Here is a 17,006-nt window from a genome sequence, read left to right on the forward strand (position 1 = left end):
CTTTTTAATTGTTAAATATTTTGAAAGCGATCTAGGTCTTTGGCCTGAATGACTGCCACCACTCCCTTAGCAAAGGAAAGCTCAAAATCATTACTAACTGGCAAAAACTCGTTGGAACTAAATGAGACCGGATAATCACGACAATAATGTTCTAAATCATATCTAGCATGTTTAATGTTCAAATCGGTCACTGCCGTTAATGTGGCAACGCCAAAATAAGAGTACCCCGCTATTCGTTGCACTCGGTGTTGACCAGGATTATAAAAACTAATTGCATTTTGTTCATCAATTAACACCATCTTTTCAGCAAAGGGTCTCATTTGCGGATGCAAACACATCAAAAAATTATTTAAAAAATGGTCAATTCTGCCACCAGTTGCGCCATACATTGTTAATGAATCAACCTGATAATCTTCAAAAGCATATCTAATCATTAATTCGGTATCCGTAAAATCCTTAGCAGCTGCCGAATACCGAATATCGCTAACATTAGCCTCAATTTGAGCCAATTCTTTTGGTTTGAGCGAATCAAAGTCACCAACTGCTAAGTCGGGAACAAACCCTAGTTCTTCTAACAAGATACTGCCTCGATCAACTCCGATTAATAAAACCTGCTTTTTTCGAGCTAGCAATAACTGCTGCTTAAGGTCTGCTGGCCACTTATTCTCTGGACCACCTAATAAAGCGATTGCCTTCATTGCAATATCTCCGTTAACTTAGCTATCTGATCAGTAATAGTTCCAGTTTGAAAAATATAAGACCCAGCGACAAAAATGTCGGCACCTGCTTGTTTAGCAATTTGTGCAGTTTGTGCATTAATCCCACCATCTACTTCAATTGAAACTTTATCTGGAACAATTTGCCTAACAGCTTGAATTCTGTCACTGGATTTAGGTAAAAACTTTTGTCCACCAAAACCAGGATAAACTGTCATCACTAGTACTTGATCAATTTTGTCAACAAATTTAGTTAAGACTTCCACCGGGGTATCTGGACTAAGCACAATTCCCGTCTTAACGCCATGGTCAAGCAGATAATTTAGCCAATGATCAAGCTCTTCTTCACTCATAGCTTCATAATGTAATTCAACCAAATCGGCTTTGGCTTGCACAAAAGCAGGTACTAAAGTTTGCGGTTGATCACTCATTAAGTGAATTTCAGCATTAATTTGCGGAAATTTTTCCTTAAAATCGCTAACCAGTTGCGGACCAAAAGACAAGTTAGGCACAAAGTGACCATCCATAATATCAATATGAAATCGGCTAACTCCAGCTTTGATAGCAGTTGTTAATTCTGACTGCAAATTTAAATTATCGGCATTTAAGATTGATGGTGCAATTAACATTTTGTCTCCTTTACTTTAAATATTCAGGTAATTTATCGTGTTCAATTTCAGAACGAATCGTGAGGTAATCATCATATCGGCTTTGCTTAATCTGACCACTTTCAACTAATTTCTTAACTTCACAACCTGGTTCTTTTAAATGTTGGCAGCTACGAAACTTACACTTAGAACTAGCTTTTTTAAACTCTAAAAAATATTTTCCTACTTCATTAACCTTAATCGGTGTTAAGTCAATCGCAGAAAATCCTGGTGTATCAGCTAAAAAGCCTTGGCCCAAACTAAATAATTGGACAGTCCTCGTTGTGTGCTTACCCCGATTTAAACTAGTAGAAATGGCAGCTGTTTCCTGTTGCAATCCTTGCTTAAGATGATTAATCAAAGTAGATTTACCTGCTCCAGACTGACCTGCTAACGTCCAAATCTGCTCAGGAGCAATCATAGTTGGTAACTTTTGTTCCAAAGTCTGCCAATCAGTAAAAACTGGATACCCAATTTGTTCATAATAGGTTAAATCTGCCTTAATTTTCGTTAGCAGTTGCTCATTAGCCAAATCACTTTTTGATAAATATAAACTAACAGTCACATCTTGCCAAGCAAAAAAGGTTAGAAAGCGATCTAACAAAACCAATGAAAAATCAGGTTCTATTGCAGAAATGACTAGCAAGACATGATTAACATTAGCAACAGCAGGCCGGCCAATTAAATTTAATCGCGGCAAAATTTCAACTAAATAGCTCATCCCATGCTCGTCAACCTGAATTTTAACTCGGTCGCCAACAGTAGGTTTCTGCTTTTTCTGTCGAAAAACTCCACGCGCCCTTGTCCGTACTAATCCACTATCAGTTTGCACATCATAAAAGCCAGCAATCAATCCAACAACTATGCCTTCAGCCTGCCTAATCATTTATTCACCTTTTCATTTAAAATTGTTTGTCCATCGCGCACAACTCGCAACTGGCCGGCACCATCTTTAAGTGAAAATGGAATTGAAAAATTGGTATCACGTTTAATATAAAGATCACGATAAATATTACTTGATGAATGGTTGTCGTCAGCAATGTAAATTTGGACATGATTTCCTCGTTTATTGTCGTCGTCATCATCATTTTTTTCTTCATAATTAACAGTAAACGTCTTAATTGCCGCGGCGCCTTTATCCTCTTTAGGTCCCTGTGATACACTAACCGTTATTGTATTACCACGCTGAACTTCAGTTCCTGCAGCAGGACTCATCGAAATAATTAATCCTTTTTTAACCTTGTCAGAATAAGTAGATGTTACCTGCAATGTTAAACCATGTTGACTAGCATACGCTTGTGCGGATTTAAGTGTATAATTTTTCAAGTTTTTCAGCTTGATAGTATTATGAACTTCTTCGCTTCGACCTTTAGAAACACTGAGTGTAATCGTCGTTTGCGCTGGTTTAACTTCTACATCAGCCGCAATACTCTGTGCGATGACATGGTCGTCTGGTACGCTAGCAGAATATTGATTTTCGCGAATAACTTCAAAACCCAGTTTTTCTAATTTTGCAACTGCATCATCATAGTCCATACCAGTAACATCAGGCACCCGCGCCATCCCGGCACCATCAGACACGTACAAATCAATATAGCGACCACGTTTTATTTCGGCACCAGCTGGCGGAGAGGTTTTTATTATTTTGCCCTTAGTAATTGTGTCAGAATTTTTATGCTTAATTTGACCGATCTTTAAACCTGACTTTTCAATTCGTTTACGCGCCATTTTAGTAGTTAGGTTAGTCACGTCAGGAATGCGCACCACACGCGGCTGGTTATTATTGAGTGCAAACACCATCATCACAACAACCACGATTGCCGCTAACCCAACAAATAGCCACCACCATTTATGATTGCGCAAATTTTGTAAAAATCCTGGTTTAGGAACTTTTGTCTGATCAGATTTAGATTCTGTGGTTTCATCTTGAGTGTCAGTTTGCCTTTGTTTAAAATTAGGCAGAACAATAGTTTCGTCATTGCTAAATCCATGAGTCGGGATAAAAACAGCTTCATGCGCACGCGTAGGACTTAAACTTGTATCTAAATCTGCTTGCATTTCTTGTGCTGTATGGTATCGGTCTCTCGGATCCTTAGCTGTTGCCCTTAGAACAACATTTTCCAACGCTTGGGGCACGCTACCAGTACCCTGGGCCTTAATTTCTGGTATCGGTTCTTGAGCATGCTTAAGCGCAATCGCTACCGCAGTATCCCCATTAAAGGGAACAGAACCAGTAATCAATTCATAAAGGATAATCCCTAGTGAATAAATATCGGACTGTTTGGTAACTAATCCGCCACGAGTTTGCTCGGGAGACATATAATGCACCGAACCAATTGCAGAATTAGTCTGAGTAATTGAATTTTGATTTAGCGCAACCGCAATGCCAAAATCAGCAATTTTAATGTTGCCATGTTGATCCATTAAAATATTCTGTGGCTTAAGGTCACGGTGAATCACATCATGTTTATGCGCCAAGATCATTGCGCTCAAAATTTGGTCCATAATACTAATGACATCATGCAAATCCAGTGGTGAGTTACGACGAATATAATCTTTTAGATCTGGACCATCAACATATTCCATCACCATATAAGGCAACCCTTGATCACTGCCCACATCCAGTACCATGACAATATTAGGATGACTGAGCTCACTAGTAGCCAATGCCTCACGTTGAAATCGAGCAATTGTCTGTGGCTCTTTTTGTAAGTCAAGACGTAAAATTTTTACTGCAACTTTGCGCTGCAATATAATATCTTCAGCTAAATAAACATTAGCCATTCCGCCTTCGCCTAAGGTATCCAGAATGCGATAACGATCTCCAAGCATGTAGCCCTTATTGATCACGCTTCATCACCACCTTCGCTGGCAATGAGGCAAACAGTAATGTTATCACCACCACCCAAACGATTTGCTTCATTAATTAACTTATAACAACGTTCTTTTAAAGACAAATCCTTAGTTGCCAGAATTTGTTGAATTTGGGGATCATCCAGCGAATTAGTCAAACCGTCAGTACATAGCAAAATAATATCACCATCATGTAATTTGAGTTGACGATATTCTGGATCAATGGTACTAGAAACTCCTAATGCCTGCGTAATAATATTTTTTTGAGGATGATCTTTTGCCTGTTGCTTGGTAATTTGACCAATCTTAACTAATTCATTAACTAACGAATGGTCTTCAACTAATTGAGTAAAATTCCCCGCTACATAGCTATAAGCGCGCGAATCACCCAGATGAGCAATAAGTACTTCGTCATCAAAAAATGCCGCTAAAACAATCGTCGTTCCCATGCCATTTAAATCGGGAAAACGATCCGCAGTTTTTAAAATAGTTTCATTTTCATAGTTTAGTTGCACTTCCAACCATTTACGACTTTTGGCACAATCATTAAAATCGGTGGTAGTAAAACTGTGTCCTAAATGGCGCACAGCCATTGTAGAAGCAACATCCCCGCCTTGATGTCCCCCCATGCCATCACATACGATAGCCAAGGTAGCACCACTTTTATTTTTAAAAACTTGTACAAAATCTTGATTGCTTTTTCGTATCCGTCCGATACTTGAAGCGAAAGCTGTTTTGATCAAAACTTAACCTCGCATTACAAACTTAGCGATGAAAAAACCATCACTATTATAACTATCTGGCAGAATCTTTAATTCTCCCGTAGGTGCCGCAATTTTTCCTGTATTAAAAGGCTGCAGTCTAAATTGGAAATGCTGCGCTAAAAAAGCTGCAACTACCTGCTCATCTTCTTCTAACGCAATGCTACAAGTTGAGTAGACCAATTCGCCACCTATTTTTAATAAGGAACTAACCTGGTCAAGAATATCTAACTGGATCTTTTGCAAATTTGTCAAATCAGCTAACTTTTTAGTATAACGGATTTCCGGTTTACGCCGCAGTAGTCCTAGGCCAGAACAAGGCGCATCAACTAAAATTTTATCAAATTGTCCATATTGAAATTCTTCTTGTGCTTTGCGAGCATCAATTGCCTTGACAGTTACTTTATCTGCAACATGCATTCTAGCAGCAGTTTCTTGAACCAAACGTAATTTTTTAGCATGAATATCAAGAGCCGTTACGTTGCCAGTTGTTAATTGCTGCGCGATTTGGACAGTCTTACCACCTGGAGCACTGCAACTATCCAGTACTGCTTCTTTGCCAGTAAAATTGAAAGCACTTACTGCCAAACTAGCAGCTTCGTCTTGAATTGTCAATTTTCCGTCTTTAAATAAGCTAGTTTCACTAACTCCACCATGACTCAAAATTAGCTCAGAAGCACTCAGATCAGATTCTACTGGTGCAAAACCTAATTTTTGCAGCTCAATTGTTGTAGCCGCGCCAGCATTAGGCGATAGACGCACCGTATTTTTAGCCGGTAAATTAATACTAGCGAGCATACCACTAGTACGCTCTATTCCCCAATTCTTAATGAAATATTTAACCAGCCATTCCGGTACGCTTTCCTTGATACTTAGATAAGCAATATGGTCAGTTTTAGCTGGTAGCACTTCTCCGCGACGAATTAAAGATCTTAAAATGCCATTAACAATTTTAAAACCTGCCGAATGCAATTTTCCAAACTGCTTAGCCAGGATATTAGCTTCATTTAAAGTTGCTCGATTGGGAACCTTATCAAGTAACATGATTTGGTAAGCAGACATCAGCAATAATGGCCAGAGATAATCTTCTCTAAGTTTAGTTTTAACTAAATCATGCAATTGATATTCCAAATAAATTTTGTTTTGAATCGTCCCATAAACTAGCCGAGTTACCAAATTACGATCCGCTTGTGATAGCTGTGCTTCATGCAAGCTGTTATTTAAGCTAATGTTGGAATATGAATTTGTTTTAAAAACCCGTATCAAAGTCTCTAAAGCAACTGCTCGCGCCGTCTTAGTCATCAATAATCTGCATCCCTACTTTAAACTTACTACCTTGACCATTTAAAAAGGCAGCAATTGGCATTTTTTTCTTACCTGCTGGTTGTACTTCTAGCAAATCTAACACAGTCTGATTAGCAAAACTAAGCGCAAACCGACCATTGTTAGCCACTAAACTGCCTTGAGGCAGATCAGTTTTTTCTGCACTAACTGCCCCACGCCAAACTTTAACCCGTTTGCCCGCTAGCATGAGATATGCACCGGGATTAGGATTAAGAGCGCGGATTAAGTTATTAGCTTGTGCAGCTGTCATCTCGGACTTAATCTGTTCCTGCTGCTTACTGATATTAGGTGAAAAAATCACTTCATCACTATTCTGGGGTTGCTTCTTTTTAGGGTCAGCGATAATCTGCGGTAGAGTTTTGAGGAGTAAATCACGCCCAATCAGTGAAAGCTTGTTAAAAATGCTACCAGTAGTATCATCTTCAGCAATCTCAATTTCTGCTTGAGAATAAATATCACCCGCATCCATCTGCTTGACCATTTCCATAATTGTGATGCCAGTCTTTTGATCACCATTCATGATTGCATACTGCACTGGCGCGCCACCGCGATACTTAGGCAGCAGTGAGCCATGGACATTAACAGCTGCAATCTTGACTGAAGCCAAAAACTTGCTAGGCAAAAATTGGCCATACGCTGCTGTCACAATTAAATCAGCGTTCATTGCAATTAATTCTGCAACCTCGGGTGAACCAGATAATTTTACTGGTTGATAAACTGGTAATTTTAATTCTTCAGCTAATCGTTTAACTGGTGTCTTAGTGACTTTTTGCTTGCGACCAACCTTTTTATCTGGCTGAGTAACAACTGCCTTAACTTGGTAATCATTATCAACCAATCCTTTTAAAATTGGTACGGAAAATTCCGGTGTTCCCATAAAAATAACTGATGTCATTAACATTACTCCTTTACATAATTCGTTCTGGCTCATTGTCAATATAGATGTTTAAGCCATATTTTTTTACTTCTTGCGCAGAATCTTGAATCTGATGCAAAAGTACATTTAGGTTATCTGCTCTTTTATATTTTACCAGTATTTGGTAATAATATTGATTTTTTAGACGAGAAATTGCACTCGGAGTTGGTCCTAAAATAATTACTTCCTGTGATAACTGATTTTGTAATTTGCGCTTGATTTTAAAAGCCTCCCGAGCAGCATTTTGCTCTTTTTTGGCAGCAATCGAAATTAAAATTGTATAAAAATACGGTGGATAGTTGCCTGCATGCCGCATACGCATCTCATAAGCATAAAAGCGTTCATAATCTTGAGTTTGTGCCAATTTTATTGCGTAATGATCAGGATTAAAAGTCTGCACAATAACTTCTCCTGGCTTTTCTGCACGACCAGATCGCCCAGCTACCTGAGTTAATAATTCAAATGTCCGCTCTGCAGCATTATAATCTGGTACCCACAGCCCCGTATCAGCATTAATCACACCAACCAAGGTCACATCAGGAAAGTCTAATCCCTTAGCAATCATCTGCGTTCCTAGTAAAATATCTGCTTCGTGATTGCCAAAAGCATCTAGAATTTTTTTAAACGAACCCTTACGTCTAGTAGTATCAACATCCATGCGTAAGATGCGACTTTGAGGCAATAGCGACATTAGTTCTTCTTGGACCTTCTGAGTCCCAGTACCCATAAACCGAATTTTTTTACTTTGACAATTGGGACATTGGTTTGGAATGGCCGTCTGATAGCCACAATAATGACACTGCATTTGATTAGTATCTTTATGCATTGTTAGCGAAAGGTCACAGTTCGGGCACTGCATCACATAGCCACATTCTCGGCACAGCATGAAATTAGCAAATCCTCGCCGATTGAGCAACAAAATTACCTGTTCTTTGTTAGCTATGCGAGTCTTAATCGCCTCAAGCAATTCAAGTGATAAATCAAATTGATTATCAGTAAAGGCTGCTTTTCGCAAATCTAGCACTTTAACCTCTGGAAGTTGCTTTTGATTAGCTCGTTTGTTCAATTTCAACAAGTGATAAACCCCTTTTTGAGCACGGGCACGACTGGCAAGTGAAGGCGTTGCACTGCCTAACAGCATGGGACAATGATGGTATTGACTGCGCCAAAGTGCAACATCCCGAGCATGGTAACGCGGATTGTCCTCTTGCTTATAGGAAGCCTCATGTTCTTCATCAATCACAATCAGTCCAATATTGGTTAGCGGGGCAAAAACCGCACTACGAGCACCAACCACTACCCGAACACTGCCGCGGCGAATTCTACGCCATTCATCGTATGATTCGCCATCTGATAAGCCACTATGTAAAACAGCTACTTGATTGCCAAACCGCGCCTTTACCTGTGCCACCATTTGCGGTGTTAAGGAGATTTCCGGTACAAGCATTAATGCATTGCGTCCATTATCTAGCGTCTCACTAATTGCATGTAGATAAACTTCAGTCTTACCGCTACCCGTGATCCCCTCTAACAAAAAAGTTTGTGCTTGTTGCTGCCTAATTACTGGATTAATTTGTTTAAGTGCAGCCGTTTGGTCTGCATTTAATTCGATTTGAGTTTTTTTACTATCTTCTTGAGTAAAAGCAGCCAAAGGATCACGAAAAACTTCAATTGCAGATCGCTTCAACCAACCTTTTTTAACCGCAGTCGTTACAGTTGTAGTATCAACTTGCGCAGTAGCTGCAATTTGAGCTTGAGTTTTGGGGTAATCTCCATAATTAGTAATAATATCCATTAACAGCTGCTGCTGCTTCACCGCATTTTTACGCAATTGTTCGTAGAGCTCAACATATTCTGCTTTAGACAATGCTAAAGAATACTGATTTTGAGTTTTAACCTTAGCCTTATTTTCAACTAAATATTCAATTTTAACATCATCCGTACGCAATAATTGGCGAATAGTCGCAATTTCTTGAGGATCGCTGACCTGCGACAAGTCCAGTACCTGGTCATGAAAAAGCGGCAATTCTTTGGCTGCTTGCGAAATTGGTATTAGAATTTTGCGGTAATTAGCCCGCATAACCCGTGGTAACATGGCCTTAAGGATTGTGATTCGATATGTAAAGATTTGCTTAGCCAATGTTTGTGACAATTCTACTAGCTCAGGTGTTAGCGGAGGCATTTCATCAACCACTAGTAATAAATCCTTCAGCTTTCCTTGAAAATTACTCGTCTTACTTAACCCAACGACGAAACCTTGCAGCTTTCGCTTACCAAATGGCACAACAACCCGTGAACCAATTTCAACTTCACCAATTGCAGCAGGTACTTGATATTCAAAAATACGATCAGTTTGTTTGGCTGCAATGTCTACAATAACTTGAGCAATCATTTAATCACCTTGCAAAAAATGACCTCCATCACTCGTGGATGGAAGTCATCAACTTTGATCACTTACTGATCAACATCACTATTTTTTGAAGAAACTTTAACTTTACCAGCTTCAATTTCTTCCAGTGCTTTGCCAACTGGCTTCTGCGACTTGTAGTGCTTTAAAGCTTCTGGATCACCAGCCTCTAATTCGTGTGCTCGTTTAGCAGCTAAAACTGATAATGAATAGCGCGAATCAACCTGTGCTAATAATTTATCAATTGATGGATATGTAACTCTCATCTTTAGTCCTCCCTTACCATTTTGCGGTAAGTATCAATTACTCGCTTGACACTAACGTGTTCTGCTTCAACAATACATTTAATATGATCAACCGCATTAGCCACTGTGTCATTAACTACTGCATAATCATAATCTTGCATGACCAAAATTTCCTGCCGTGCCTGCTTAATACGGCCATTAATCACATCTTCAGGTTCAGTGCCTCGATTTTCCAAACGGAGATGTAAAGTATGTAAATCCGGTGGGGTTAAAAAAATGTAAACCCCATCAGGCATTTTTTCACGTACTTTACGCGCCCCATTAACATCAATCTCTAGTAAAACATCTTTACCTTGATCCAGCATCTTATTAACTGGCTTTAAAGGTGTTCCATAATAGTGGTCAACATACTTATTATACTCCAGCAACTCGCCTTGGTGAATTGCCTTTTCAAAACGCTCATTACTTACAAAATAATAGTCTTTACCATCAACTTCACCTGGTCGCGGCTTACGAGTAGTCATCGAAACCGAATATTCAAATGGAAAAACCTTATTTTCAACAATTGCACTTTTAACAGTTCCCTTACCAACTCCCGAAGGACCTGAAAGGACAAGTAATAAACCTTTATCTGCCATGCCATACTCCCCTATAAAAAGCTAATAAGTCTAGTTTGCACTAAATGCACCATATTTTCAAGTTCAGACAATTTTTTAGGAAATATCGACCGGTGAATTTCAAATAAGCTTAATATTTTTTTCAGTAATAAGGCCATTTTCTAACGTTACCCGTAATTTAGCTGTCTTCGAATCTGGCAATTCAAGAATAATTAAGGCATGACCATGATAAGTGCGGCTCTTTTCCTGATTAAAAGATATATCAGGTTTAGGATCACCGCTGCCGACAACCATGATTTGCACATTGTCTTCAATTGCTTGGACAGTAAAGGCATGATCATCGTCAGTTATAATTCGATTGTCTTTATCACACAAATCAACATCAATATAAGCTAAGTTATGACTTTCATGAAAATCTTTGCAATTATACTTTGTTTCCGCTGTTAAAGCTATTTTAGCAACTTTACTTGCAGAAACTAACTCAGTTTGACTAATAACTGCTCCATGCTCGTAAGTTATGGCAGTTAGGGTTCCAGGCACATAGCCAACTTCAAATAGCGTCCGATAATTAACTGCTGAACCAGCCGGCTTTTTCCCTTGGCTTCGACCATTTAACAGCAATTCAACTTCATCGCCCCCGCTATATACCTCAACAATGGTCTTGGCATTTTCAGGCAAGTTCCATGACCAACTACTAACAGTATCGCTCATCACCCACGGCGTTAAATCAACCTGCTGACCATAATGATGTGGATTTTGGACTGCTAAATATGGCTGTTTACGTAGTCCAAACACAATCTCACGATAATACGACAATGGTCTTCTAAATCCGGTAATATCAATATCTCCCACATCGCTGGTTAATGCTGGATACTGGGCACCAAATCCGCCATCACCTGGTTGATAGCTAGGAATTCCTACTCCACTTTCTCCTAAGTAATCCCAGCCAGTCCAAGTAAAATCACCAATAACTTGCGGTAACTTTTCAACTAGCTGCCAATTGCGAGCAATTTCTGGCGGATAAGTTTCTGAGCCAACAATTATTCGTTCTGGATGTTCTTTAGTATCTTTTAGATATCGCGCAGTCATATAGTTATAACCAATTAAATCAGTCTGAGCTGCCACCTTGGTTAGCTGCTCAGAAATCGCCGAATTGGTCACAATTTGATCTAAATATTTATCCATATAGGTCATCAGTTCGTTAATATTTTGCTGACCGACATCTTTAGCTTCATTTGCCTTAGTTACTTCAGCAATAATCTTGGTTAAATCACTACCAACAGTATAAAGTCCATTAACTGCAGCTAGCGAAAACCGTGTATCATCTAATTCACCAATCAGAGTGCAAATTTGATTACAGAGTTGCAACCCTTGATCCGTTGCAATTTCTGGGATTTCATTACCAATCGAATACAGAATTACAGATGGATGATTATAGTCTTTCCTAACCATTGCGCTAACAACTTCACGCCAATTAGTCTTAAACGTTAAGCTGTAATCATAATCTGACTTACTCCTATTCCACATATCAAAAGTTTCATCCAAAACGTACATTCCTAATTCATCACATGCATGCAGTAGTGCCGGGGCAGCTGGTTGATGAGCCATTCTAATAGCATTAAAACCAGCCTGTTTTAATAAATCAATTTGGCGGTAAGCATTTTTTTCAGTTGTCATTGCTCCAAGTAAGCCGCTATCATGATGAATGCCGGCACCACGCAATTTAATAGCTTGGCCGTTAACCATCAAGCCATTAACTGGATCTAAACTTAATTTTCTAATACCAATCTTTGTTTTACTACTGTCAACCAAGGTTTTATTTTGGAATAATTCAAACGTTACCAAATATTGGTGAGGATGTTCGGCATCCCAAAGCTGGGGGTGCTTCAAGTAGATTCTTTGCTTAACCTTTCTGGTTTCATTAGCAAATAGAGTAATCGGCGCTTGCGTTTTGGCAAGTAATTTCTGTTGGTCATCAAACAAATTAATTCGCAAATTGTAGTCACTTTTAGCGATACTATTAACTAGTTCTACTTCGGCTTGTAAGGTAGCTAGATCACGATTACACTCAACTGTCTTGACTGATACTCTATCAGGACTAATATACGCGCAGCCACCAACTAGCAAGTAGACATCGCGATAAATCCCCGAACCGGAATACCACCGACTATTAGGAACCGCATCATTCTTAACCTGCACCCGAATTTCATTTTCATCATCATATTTAAGAAAGTCATTTAATGGAACATAAAAGGTTGAATAGCCATCGTCGTTTCCTCCAGCCAATTGACCATTAACAAAGACGCGCGCATTTTTATAGACGCCTTCAAATTCAAGCTGGATATTTTGCTCAGCTTGTGAACTAGCCACATACAAGGACTTGGTATAAACAAAACTACCTCCATCATAAAAACCGGTATTACTACCATTCTTGCTATGTGGGTTACGTTGCTGTTCAATCATGGCGTCATGCGGCAAAGTCACCTCACGAGCATTTTTGGGTGTTGTCCAAATTAATTGAAAAGAATTTTCTTCAATCCAAAAACGCCAATTTTTATTCCAATTTTCTTTTTTCATAATTATCCATTCTTTGATTTTAATTAACAAAAAAGTGCGCTAAACAGCGCGCTTTATTATTTTTCTACTAAGTTTAAAGGAAATCGCTTGGTTAGCCATTTGGCACATAAATGCGTCCACTCACTAACTGCTGGTTCGATTTGACTCTTTACCTGACTAGTTGCCTGCATAGCCAAACTTAAACCATGTTCACCTTCACCAAAAATATGAATTTCGTAAGGTATGTTGGCTTTGGCTAAAGCACTAGCCAAATTTAAAGAATGACCTGCCGAAACAAGCTGATCAGTTGATGTTGTCCAAATAAAAAATGGCGGAGTTTGTGAGTCAACATGATCAATAGGACTAACCGAGGCTTCTAATTCGTAATCAGGAAATTCTTTACCTAAATATGCTACATTTGAAGCCTTCATAAATGCTGCATCCATACCAGATGTTTGTTTTGCCAGATCGCGATCTAGTAAGTGGTAATCAGTTAATGCATAACCAGTAATAGCAAAAGCAGGTCGCAGTTGTTGCACAGTGACTTGAAGATAATCTGTCAAAACTGCTTCATTATAACGAGTAGCATATAATGCTGCCACATTACCACCAGCCGAAAATCCGCAGACCCCAATTTGATCAGGATCAACTTGCCAATCACTTGCATTTTGCTTAATTAATAACATCGCTTGGCCTAATTCGCGAATTTGCCTAGGATATAGTGATGCCTCTTTTACTGGCAGTGGCTTAGATAAATCAGGCATCGTTAGTTCGCCCGTTTGATAAGTAGAATAACGCAGAACAAAGGCATGATAACCCTGACTTGCAAAATACATTGCTACTGGTTCAGCTTCACGATCAGAACAATTAAAATAGCCACCACCAGGACAAATAATAATTGCCGGACGAGCTTTACCAGCAAGCATTTCCGGTGAATCAGCTAGCAAATATGTTGTTAGCGTGACCTCAGGATTATCTTTTACTAAGTTTATTTTTTTGATTTTCATAATTAGACTCCATGTGTGTTTACCAATTTAAATTGATCATAAAAACATATTACATTATTTTCTTAACTATTCCTTGCCCTTTTACAGAAGTTTAATTAAAAAAATTGTTAATTGTGATATATATGCAGGAATGAGACTTTATATGAAAGTTAATCTTACCATTAGTTATTTTAACTTTTTCACTTTGTAATTCAGAAGCGGCATGTAATTCTTTTATTTGATTGAAGTTAACATATTCTGGACTACCAAGATCTATCCAGCTTTTTTTCGCATTGGCATGGGTTTCGTCGATTATTTTTACAAAGCATTCTTTGTTTAAGTTAGCATTATTTAAATCAATTGTAACGTTATATTCTGAAATTGGCTCACCAGGAACATTATGATTATAAAGTACTAATTGTAAGTTACTGTCCTTTTTAACAGCCAGTAATTCAACCGTTGAATCAGATGCAGAGCTTTCAACCATTAGTCTTTCATTACCAAGCTCATGAAAAATTTCAAAAATTCGGTAAACCGGTTTTTCAATACCTTGATAAGTCTGTAATCCAAACCCACCATGAAAAACACCTGGCTTTTGATACTGTTCTTCAAAAATATCTGAAAAGGTCCAGTAAGAATAGCCATCAACTAAACCATCATTATCTACTAAAGTTTTAGCTACCATTGCTGCTGCATAGGGCCCATCATGGATACCATCGCCTAATTCAGCGGACACATTCCATTCCGTATAATATAATGGATAATTCTTAGCTTGTTTTTTAGTCTCAAGTGTCATTTTTTTCAAAACACCACGCGGATATTTAGTATCAATTCCTTGATTTTGCTTGAAATATTCTTCAATATCCATTCCGCTTTTCCATAAAGGATCATCAGTTGGGTAATGATGTGTTGAAACAAAGTCAAGTGGAACACTGTTATTTTCACAAAATTCAATAAATTCAGGAATCCAAGAATTGAAGGAGGTGGCTGGACCACCAACTTTTAGCTCTGGACTAACTTTTTTAATGGAATTCACAGTTATTTCATATAAATGAAAATAGTCTTCCTGACTACCTGAGAAAAATAATGGCAAATTAGGTTCATTCCAAACCTCAAAGAACCAGGATTTAACCTCCGATAATCCGTATCTTTCAACCAAATGCTTAGTAAATTGGAGAATTAATTCCTGCCATTGTGAATCTGATTTAGGCATTGAATTGTTTCCACCATATGGGAAAACTTGTCCTTTTCCCGAAGCCAAACAATTTGGCATAAAACCTAATTCTAAGAATGGCTTCATATTTATTTCTAATAAAAAGTCAATAATGTTATCAATATTAGTAAAATTATAAATTATTCCTTGAGAATTACCGTCAAAATCAAATGTTTCAGTACAAACGCTCATCTCATCATCAAACAGCCCATGAAAACGTACATACTTAAATCCTAATTCATCATGAACTTTTTTTAATTGCTCACGGTAATCTGCCCGCAAAGCCGTGTATGCATGGCTACTTCCAACACACATCTGCCAATAATGTTTAAATTCATGCGTCTCTTTAAAATTAATTTCAAAATTAATCATTACTTAACAACCTCACTTGTTTTTCTATTTTGTTCTGCTTCCACTTTTGTTCCAAATCTAGTAACTAATAATAAAGCTGCCGCAATAACAGTAATTATAATTCCAGCGATGAATGAACTATATCCTGGTGCAATTTGTAATGCAGCCAAAATCATTGGAACAACCATTCCAGCTAGTGATCCTAACAATGTATTAATTGAAACAGCTAGCGTAAACTGTTTCTCATCAGTTAGAATAGACATTTCATAAGGTGCAGTAGCATTAATTAAAACAATTCCTACTCCATTAAACGCATTACCAATCACATGCAATACAATATTAGAAGAAAACGCGATACAAGAAAATGACAAAGCAAAAGCAATAAAGCCCCAAGCAATTGTATTACTTTTGGTAAACTTTCTTACATAGGTAAGAAATGCTGCCGTTAAAATTCCTCCAACGTTACCTAATGCAGTTACACCTGCTACATAAGCAGTCCCTTTACCCTGAGTGGCAAGTACGATTGATTGGTTTGATGTAAAGGCCATTAAAGCAAAAGAAAGTATAAAATTAATTATATATAAAACATAAACATAAGGATTCAACCCTTTAAATAAAGTCCAATAATTTGTCTTTTCTTTTTTGGTACCTATATCCTTAAGTTTTTTATCTTGTGGAATAAGGAAAAACGCTAATAAAAACACAATAAATGCTAAACCATAAACCCAAAACAAGTTTCTCCAGTTAGATCCGCCTAGGAATCCACCCAATGCTGTAAAAATCATCATTCCTACATTAGTAACTCCACTTGCCCAGCCCATAACAGTTGCACGTTCTTCTCCTTCAAAGTTTTCTTGTAGCAAAACAGGTACAACATTGGTAATGGTTCCAGTTCCAAATCCTACCAAAACCATGCAGGCTAAGATGATATTTAAACTATTATTGGTAATCGCCGGCATAATTCCAGCTATAGCAACAAAGGATACAGCTAGAAGACCTAAGTTTTTTCTAGTCATTTTGAAAGTAAGATACGTAAATAGAGCAGTGGCAATAATCTGTCCCAATTGTGGAATTGATCCAATTAACTGAACCTTGGAAACTGGTTCTTGTGGGAAAGATTTAGCAATTGCGGCAATTGCTGAACTTGCTAGCGTAGCTAACATTAATAATAAATTCATGCTTAAAATTCCCACTGCCATGGATAACTGTTTTTTCTTCATAAAATTTTCTCCTTTTTGTTTTCGCTTTCACTTGATAGATTTAGTTTATTATTCAACTTTGGTCAAAACTATACTCAAAAAGCAGAGAAATTCTATCCATTTCACAGATTATTTATTTACTTAAAACAAAAAAGATCAGAAACAATACTGTTGTAGTATTATTTCTAACCTTTC

14 protein-coding genes are annotated in these 17,006 nt (G+C 38.0%); all 14 read right to left on the reverse strand.

The window, feature by feature from the left end:
• Positions 1–11: 11 nt before the first annotated feature.
• The 14 genes from OZX59_RS02715 to OZX59_RS02780 all read right to left on the reverse strand — a co-directional run bounded on the left by OZX59_RS02715 (position 12) and on the right by OZX59_RS02780 (position 16,832).
• On the reverse strand, positions 12–698 hold the full coding sequence (locus OZX59_RS02715) for a thiamine diphosphokinase (protein WP_277126609.1): 687 nt from the start codon (positions 696–698) through the stop codon (positions 12–14).
• Positions 695–1,345 carry a ribulose-phosphate 3-epimerase gene (gene rpe, locus OZX59_RS02720; RefSeq protein ID WP_277126610.1) on the reverse strand — a complete coding sequence of 217 codons (651 nt, stop codon included), beginning with the start codon at positions 1,343–1,345 and terminating at the stop codon, positions 695–697. Before rpe ends, OZX59_RS02715 begins: the two co-directional genes overlap by 4 nt.
• A gap of 10 nt (positions 1,346–1,355) precedes the next feature.
• Positions 1,356–2,246 carry a ribosome small subunit-dependent GTPase A gene (gene rsgA / locus OZX59_RS02725; RefSeq protein WP_277126978.1) on the reverse strand — a complete coding sequence of 297 codons (891 nt, stop codon included), beginning with the start codon at positions 2,244–2,246 and terminating at the stop codon, positions 1,356–1,358.
• Positions 2,246–4,213 (reverse strand): Stk1 family PASTA domain-containing Ser/Thr kinase, encoded by a 1,968-nt coding sequence (gene pknB, locus OZX59_RS02730; RefSeq protein ID WP_277126611.1) that lies wholly within the window; start codon positions 4,211–4,213, stop codon positions 2,246–2,248. Before pknB ends, rsgA begins: the two co-directional genes overlap by 1 nt.
• A complete protein-coding gene (locus OZX59_RS02735; RefSeq protein WP_277126612.1) occupies positions 4,210–4,959 on the reverse strand; it encodes a Stp1/IreP family PP2C-type Ser/Thr phosphatase in 750 nt (249 codons plus the stop codon). Before OZX59_RS02735 ends, pknB begins: the two co-directional genes overlap by 4 nt.
• Before the next feature lie 3 nt (positions 4,960–4,962).
• A complete protein-coding gene (gene rsmB / locus OZX59_RS02740) occupies positions 4,963–6,279 on the reverse strand; it encodes a 16S rRNA (cytosine(967)-C(5))-methyltransferase RsmB (protein ID WP_277126613.1) in 1,317 nt (438 codons plus the stop codon).
• Positions 6,272–7,216 (reverse strand): methionyl-tRNA formyltransferase, encoded by a 945-nt coding sequence (fmt, locus tag OZX59_RS02745; RefSeq protein WP_277126614.1) that lies wholly within the window; start codon positions 7,214–7,216, stop codon positions 6,272–6,274. The genes rsmB and fmt overlap by 8 nt, the downstream gene beginning before the upstream one ends.
• Before the next feature lie 13 nt (positions 7,217–7,229).
• On the reverse strand, positions 7,230–9,629 hold the full coding sequence (priA, locus tag OZX59_RS02750; RefSeq protein ID WP_277126615.1) for a primosomal protein N': 2,400 nt from the start codon (positions 9,627–9,629) through the stop codon (positions 7,230–7,232).
• A 62-nt stretch (positions 9,630–9,691) separates the two neighbouring features.
• Positions 9,692–9,910 carry a DNA-directed RNA polymerase subunit omega gene (rpoZ, locus tag OZX59_RS02755; RefSeq protein WP_277126616.1) on the reverse strand — a complete coding sequence of 73 codons (219 nt, stop codon included), beginning with the start codon at positions 9,908–9,910 and terminating at the stop codon, positions 9,692–9,694.
• A gap of 2 nt (positions 9,911–9,912) precedes the next feature.
• Positions 9,913–10,527: a guanylate kinase gene (gene gmk / locus OZX59_RS02760; protein WP_277126617.1), complete on the reverse strand. Its 615-nt coding sequence runs from the start codon at positions 10,525–10,527 to the stop codon at positions 9,913–9,915.
• 99 nt (positions 10,528–10,626) lie between these two features.
• Complete coding sequence (locus OZX59_RS02765) at positions 10,627–13,083, reverse strand: glycoside hydrolase family 2 TIM barrel-domain containing protein (protein WP_277126618.1); 2,457 nt, start codon at positions 13,081–13,083, stop codon at positions 10,627–10,629.
• 56 nt (positions 13,084–13,139) lie between these two features.
• Entirely contained in the window at positions 13,140–14,069 is a 930-nt protein-coding gene (locus OZX59_RS02770) for an alpha/beta hydrolase (RefSeq protein WP_277126619.1), read from the reverse strand.
• Positions 14,070–14,160: 91 nt separating this feature from the next.
• Entirely contained in the window at positions 14,161–15,633 is a 1,473-nt protein-coding gene (locus OZX59_RS02775; RefSeq protein WP_277126620.1) for a hypothetical protein, read from the reverse strand.
• Positions 15,633–16,832 (reverse strand): MFS transporter, encoded by a 1,200-nt coding sequence (locus OZX59_RS02780; RefSeq protein WP_277126621.1) that lies wholly within the window; start codon positions 16,830–16,832, stop codon positions 15,633–15,635. The genes OZX59_RS02775 and OZX59_RS02780 overlap by 1 nt, the downstream gene beginning before the upstream one ends.
• Positions 16,833–17,006 lie beyond the last annotated feature (174 nt).

It is taken from the genome of Lactobacillus sp. ESL0681, assembly GCF_029392835.1.
In the GTDB taxonomy this organism is placed as follows: domain Bacteria; phylum Bacillota; class Bacilli; order Lactobacillales; family Lactobacillaceae; genus Lactobacillus.